Source organism: Bacillus sp. GMa5/1 (assembly GCF_050172015.1).
GTDB lineage: Bacteria > Bacillota > Bacilli > Bacillales > Bacillaceae_G > Bacillus_A > Bacillus_A cereus.
The window spans coordinates 1-5,803 of the sequence record NZ_JBNLYC010000219.1 but is presented as its reverse complement, the minus strand read 5'-3'; the positions used below and the strand labels follow the sequence as shown (position 1 = coordinate 5,803).

Sequence of the window (5,803 nt, the reverse complement as noted above, 5' to 3'; positions counted from 1 at the left end):
TAAACTGATTCTCAATATTAGAAACAAACAAAATATTTTTTGAAATAAACCTCATTACAGCTCCTCCTATTTTAAAAATGAAATAGCAGGAAAAGTCGTATAATCCGGATTTGAAACTATACGACTTTTTCTAGCACTATAAAATAAATAATTTCAATTTATAATTTCTAAATCAATATTCAATGTAAGGTCCACTAGGTCTTACACTATCAGGACTCCAAGCAGTAGGATAAGCATTATTTTCTCTAGAATAACCACCAAATCTCACAGGCACATTTTTCCCATGGTTTTCATATGCATAATTTTGAAAAAGATATGTTCTACCTGGTATCACTGTTCCTTCATGCTTACCTGAAACATTTACCCATTTTCTATCTTCTGCATTTTTATTTTTATCTGCTTCTGTCCAAACATTGAAAGAACCTCCGCCCTTCTCACTGCTCTTCACACGCATATACATAGAGGTAGGCGTCTCTTTAGGACGTGCATTAGTATAATCATATGGACTCCAAAGTCTAAAGGTAAAATTCACATGGTCATCCCTTGTACTAGCCTTAGCCGGTTCGGTTAAAGCGAAAGTACTAGCTAAAATACCTAACGATAAAACAGATCCAAACATAAAACGACTTTTTTTCTTAATGCCCACTAAAAGCACCTCCGATAATTTGTAGCATTATATTGATTGTATTTTTCCACTGAAGGAACAAAATCAATATAATACAATATTATGGTAACAACACCTCAACACACCTTCAATGGATTTCAGAATATTTAATATTACTTTTACACTTGCGAACATTTCGTTAAATTTTTAAAAACAATACTATATCCCTAGCAAAGAATTACTTGTAAAGGTAGCTACATTCCTATGCCTGTTCCAAATAATAAAGAGTAACTCACCTCTCTAAGTTTCGAATTTTCTCCTGCTGTTTTGAGGAAATACCGCCTAAAAATCACTTCTTAATGAAATCGGCTACTTATAAAACTTTTTTAACCTTGCTGCGAAAAATACAAAAAAAGCGCAGCCATTTCGGCTGCGCTTTCGAATTATTATTTAGTTTCGATTAAACCGTATTTCCCATCTTTACGGCCATATACAACATTAGTTTCGTTTGTATCAGCATTTGTGAAGACGAAGAAATTATGTCCTAGCATATCCATTTGTAGGATTGCCTCTTCAACGTCCATCGGTTTTAAATCGAATCGTTTTGTACGTACAAGTTCTAATTCATCTTCTTCTACCTCATCCAAAACAGCTACTGCTTCTGGAAGGATAAAGTTCGTTTTCATAGAACCTTTCTCACGTAACTTACGATTTACTTTTGTTTTATGTTTACGAATTTGTCGCTCAATTTTATCAACTACTAAATCGATAGCAGCGTACATATCGCTATTAGTTTCTTCTGCACGAAGTAATAAATCAGTAAATGGTATTGTTACCTCGACACGTTGCTTGTCAGAGTATACTTTTAAATTAACTTTAATCTCTGGGAATGTATCAAAATAACGCTCTAACTTACTTAGTTTTTTCTCTACATATTCCTTTAATGCTGGAGTTACTTCAATATTTTCACCACGAATGTTGAATTTCATAGATGAATTCCTCCTTTCAAGCCTATGTATTATAATTTCGACATTGGCTTAAAAACTCCTTCTAACTTTTTTAAAAAAATTAGTGGAATTGCGATTTTTTTATCGTTTTTTGTTGAAATGAAAAGATGCATCGTTTCTATCTTTATTTTATCCTATTAACATCGTGAATAACGAATATTTCTGTGGACAATTCGTTACAGAAAAGAAACAACTTTTTGACAACTTACACTATAACAAAAACCCCTTGCGAAAAACAAGAGGTTCTACTACATATATATAACGTTGCCACAAACGCAGCTTTCTCTTCCAAAAACAATATACCCTACAGTTTCACAACATTAGCTGCTTGTGGTCCACGTGCTCCATCTACAATGTCAAACTCTACTTGTTGCCCTTCTTCTAATGACTTATATCCATCTTGTTGAATAGCAGAAAAATGGACAAATACATCGTCACCATCTTCACGCTCAATAAACCCAAATCCCTTTTCTGCATTGAACCATTTCACTCTTCCTTGCATGTTCATTCCATTCCCTTCACTCTAAAAATCAGGGCATTCGCCCCATATTTTGACTATAACGAATGACAACATATGAAGTCAAAGAAGACTTATCGCCTTTTTATTATCCCTTTCGACACTGCCATATTAACTTCTACAAAGTGTCAAACTAGATACTTCTCTTGCCCCTCTTTCATATAACAAACTTCCGATTTGCCTAACTGTAATCCCTGTCGTATACACGTCATCAACGAGTAAAATATGTTGCCCAGAAAACATCTCTTCTCCCTGAAAATAAAAAGGATTGCTTCCTGACACCCTTTCTTTACGTGTCTTCTTACTTTGCTTTTCTGTTTCCCTTCTTCTTAATGATGGATAAGAAATTTTGACAGGCAAACAAGTTGCTAATAACTCAGCTTGATTAAAACCACGTTCAATTTCCCTTTCCTTACTAAGCGGAACAGCGATAACAGTTGAAACATTGGCAAAATGCTTTTGAAATAAATTTCGAAAAGGACGATAAAAAATGTGCACTAACTCTGCATCCCCCCGAAACTTAAACTGCGCTACTATTTCTTTCATCTCATCATCATACATATATAACGAACGGTTTTTAAAAGAACGATACTTCTCCTCTTTCGTCCACCTTATACAATCTATACAAATACCGTCTTCTTGAAATGAGGCAGGAACAAATTCTAAAGGTCGCCCGCACTCCATGCAAATTTCTCCTATAATATAGGAAAGTTTCTGCTCACATCTATCACATATATATTTTCTATGACACTTTACAAAAAAAGTGTACCAACTAATCTTTTCTACAAAACACTCATCACAAAGTAAACAATGCATTAATCGATCAATCCTTGTTCTTTCGCATTTTTATTCATACCTTGAATATGTTTTTTCGCGCGCACCATCGCCTCTGTCTTACCATAGTGAAAATAAATGACCTCTCCACACGGCACTTCAAAGCTCCGCCCTGCTCGGCCCGCAATTTGTACGAGCGCACTTTCTGAAAATATTTCTTCTTCCGCCCCTAAAACTGCGACTTGCAAATTTTTCACCGTTACGCCTCGCTCTAAAATTGTCGTTGTAACTAATAATGGGATTTCTCCCTTTCTGAAAGCCGCTACTTTTTCTTTTCTCCCTGGATCTTCTGCATGTACACCTTCAATTCGATTGTTTAATGATTTTAACAACAAGCTTATTTCTTCTATATATCGCACATGGGGGACGAATAAAAAAATAGGGAATTTTTTATTTAAGTATGTTTGTAACCACTGTAGTAAAACTCGAGGAATTCTTTTATGAATGAGGTTTTTTTTCCAATTCCCGCACCAACAAAATAAAGGAACTGGCAAAGGATGACGATGATATCGTCCAGAAACAATAACACCTTTTTGTTTACCTTGTTTAAGTTTTCGCTTCCACGTTTCATCTGGAGTCGCAGTTAAATAAATACGCGCCGCTTTTTCTTTCATCGCTTGTTTTACCGCGTACTGTAACATTTGATCTGCACAATATGGAAACGCATCTATCTCATCTACAACCATGACATGAAACGCCCTATAATAACGTAATAATTGATGCGTAGTCGCAACGACTAGTACTGCATCTTTTTCTTTATCCACACTCCCTCCATATAAAGCCGCTACCTTTATATATGGAAATACTTCTTGCAATCTCGGTGCTAATTCCAGAACAACATCCGTTCTCGGCGTTGCGATACAAACTCTTTCTCCTTTTTGAAGCGCTTCGTTAATTCCGTAAAACAACATCTCTGTTTTCCCAGCCCCGCATACAGCCCAAATAAAAAATGATTCTTTTTGCTTAATAGCCTCTATAACTCCTTGCGCCGCCAAATTCTGGCCAGTAGACAACGTCCCGTTCCACTGTAACAAATTTGAATTCTTTTCTCTCTTTCTTTCAGCAATCCCGCGAACAAGTACAGCACATTCACTTACTCTCCCCATCGTTATACACTTCCGGCAATATGCGCACACTTTACTGCACCTTTTACATAAAAACGACGCAAATAGCCGCCGATCTACATTTCCGCAGCGTTGGCACATATATTTAGAATTCTTCTTTTTTACACCTTGTACACATACGATCTCTCCCTTCTTTTTCAAATCGTTTAATTCCCTCTGTAAATCTGAAGAAAGTTCTTCTAATAGCAACTGTTTCCCCGCTAGCATCAACAATCACCTCCAGCACTACTATAAACCTTTCTCATCATCTCGTAAAAACTCAAAAAAGCCGATAACCTACTTATAAAATAGTAAGCTATCGACTTTATACACGTTTTTTATTCTTTTATAAATCCTAGAATCGACCGTATCCTAAGAAATGTTTTTGGTTATACGAACTGTTAATATCACCGTACGCAATTCCTTTATCACTAGCATGGATCATTTGGCCATTACCAACGTAAATACCGATGTGAGATGGACCTGCTTTATAAGTACCTTGGAAGAATACTAAGTCTCCTGGTTGTGGGCTACCTACTTTAGAAACTGAGTTCCAGTAACCCCTAACGTCTTGACGACCTACACCAAAGATGTAAGAAATGAATCCACTACAGTCAAAACCACCGTTTGATGGAGATGCACTTCCCCAAACATATGGCATACCTAAGTATTGCTTTGCCTTACCAATTACGCCCGGAGTCGGATTTGGATCTGGTGTTGGAGCTGGTTTTTTCTCTTCTTGTTTAGGTGCTTCTTTCTTAGGCTCTTCTTTTTTTGGTTCTTCTTTTTTAGGCTCTTCTTTTTGAGCTTGTCCACCATTGTTTGCTGGTGCAGCTTGCTCTGCAGGTGCTTGTGCTGGTTGAGCTTGCGCAGCTTTAGCAGCTTGCTCTGCTTGTTTTTGAGCAGCAGCTTCTTGTGCAGCTTTTGCTTGTGCTTCTTCTTCGGCAATGCGTTGTAATTGTAATGCTTGTTTCTCAAGCTCTTTCAATTGACCTTCCGTACTTGTCATTGAAGTTACAACTGTATCCATTTTACCGCTTAAATCGTTTACCGCTGTTGCTTTTTTCTCTTTTTCAGCGTCAAGTTCTTTCTTAGCAGTTTCAATTTGAGCTTGTGCTTCTTTTAATTCTTTTTGTTTCTCTTTTACCGTTGCAACATCTTTTTTCACACTAGCTTGATCTTCTTGTTGTGTTTTCATGATATCTTCATCAGACTCAAGAATTTTAGAAACAGAAGTTAAACGATCAACTAAATCTGCAACGTTTTTAGAGTTTACAAGAACTTCTGTTACAACGTTCGTATTTGGTTGTTCTTGAAGTGCAACTAAACGCTTTCTTAGTAGCTCTTCACGTTTTGCAATCTTTGTTTGTAATTCTGCAATATCTTTATTTTTCTTTTCAATTAATTGCTCAGTATCAGAAACTTTTTTCATTGTTTCATCAAGCTTTGCAGCATTCTCTTGAACGGATTTATCTAAACCTTGAATTGTTTTGTTTAAGTCATTCATTTGCTTTTGTAATTCATCACGTTCTTGTTGTTGTTTATGTAAAGTGTCATTTTGTGTGTTAATTTGTGATTTCACGTCAGAAATTTTATCTTCTGCAAATACATTTGGTGTTAGCCCAGAAAACATTAATCCTGCAACTAATGCACAAGATGCCATTTTTAGCTTTTTCATTTTATTTTTTACACCGCTTTCTTTTTTCTTTTTCCGTATATAACCTATAAAATTTATACC

At 36.0% G+C, this 5,803-nt stretch carries 6 protein-coding genes; all 6 read right to left on the bottom strand.

Annotation, left to right across the window (positions count from 1 at the left end; all coding sequences use genetic code 11):
* Positions 1 to 172: 172 nt before the first annotated feature.
* Positions 173 to 646 carry a hypothetical protein gene (locus tag ACQGSG_RS25820; protein WP_000511548.1) on the bottom strand — a complete coding sequence of 158 codons (474 nt, stop codon included), beginning with the start codon at positions 644 to 646 and terminating at the stop codon, positions 173 to 175.
* 404 nt (positions 647 to 1,050) lie between these two features.
* Entirely contained in the window at positions 1,051 to 1,593 is a 543-nt protein-coding gene (gene hpf / locus ACQGSG_RS25815; RefSeq protein ID WP_000671186.1) for a ribosome hibernation-promoting factor, HPF/YfiA family, read from the bottom strand.
* Positions 1,594 to 1,915: 322 nt separating this feature from the next.
* Positions 1,916 to 2,113 (bottom strand): cold shock protein CspC, encoded by a 198-nt coding sequence (gene cspC / locus ACQGSG_RS25810; protein ID WP_001990088.1) that lies wholly within the window; start codon positions 2,111 to 2,113, stop codon positions 1,916 to 1,918.
* Positions 2,114 to 2,239: 126 nt separating this feature from the next.
* Positions 2,240 to 2,944 (bottom strand): ComF family protein, encoded by a 705-nt coding sequence (locus ACQGSG_RS25805; RefSeq protein ID WP_080450914.1) that lies wholly within the window; start codon positions 2,942 to 2,944, stop codon positions 2,240 to 2,242.
* A complete protein-coding gene (comFA, locus tag ACQGSG_RS25800; protein ID WP_214631723.1) occupies positions 2,944 to 4,293 on the bottom strand; it encodes an ATP-dependent helicase ComFA in 1,350 nt (449 codons plus the stop codon). The genes ACQGSG_RS25805 and comFA overlap by 1 nt, the downstream gene beginning before the upstream one ends.
* A gap of 127 nt (positions 4,294 to 4,420) precedes the next feature.
* A partial coding sequence (locus ACQGSG_RS25795; RefSeq protein ID WP_426948329.1) for an NlpC/P60 family protein occupies positions 4,421 to 5,803 on the bottom strand: 1,383 nt, incomplete at its 5' end.

Excerpts from the sequence above, each read along its gene's own strand:
- ACQGSG_RS25805 (WP_080450914.1), bottom strand. The coding sequence starts at position 2,944 with ATGCATTGTTTACTTTGTGATGAGTGTTTTGTAGAAAAGATTAGTTGG.
- comFA (WP_214631723.1), bottom strand. The coding sequence starts at position 4,293 with ATGCTAGCGGGGAAACAGTTGCTATTAGAAGAACTTTCTTCAGATTTA.
- cspC (WP_001990088.1), bottom strand. The coding sequence starts at position 2,113 with ATGCAAGGAAGAGTGAAATGGTTCAATGCAGAAAAGGGATTTGGGTTT.
- hpf (WP_000671186.1), bottom strand. The coding sequence starts at position 1,593 with ATGAAATTCAACATTCGTGGTGAAAATATTGAAGTAACTCCAGCATTA.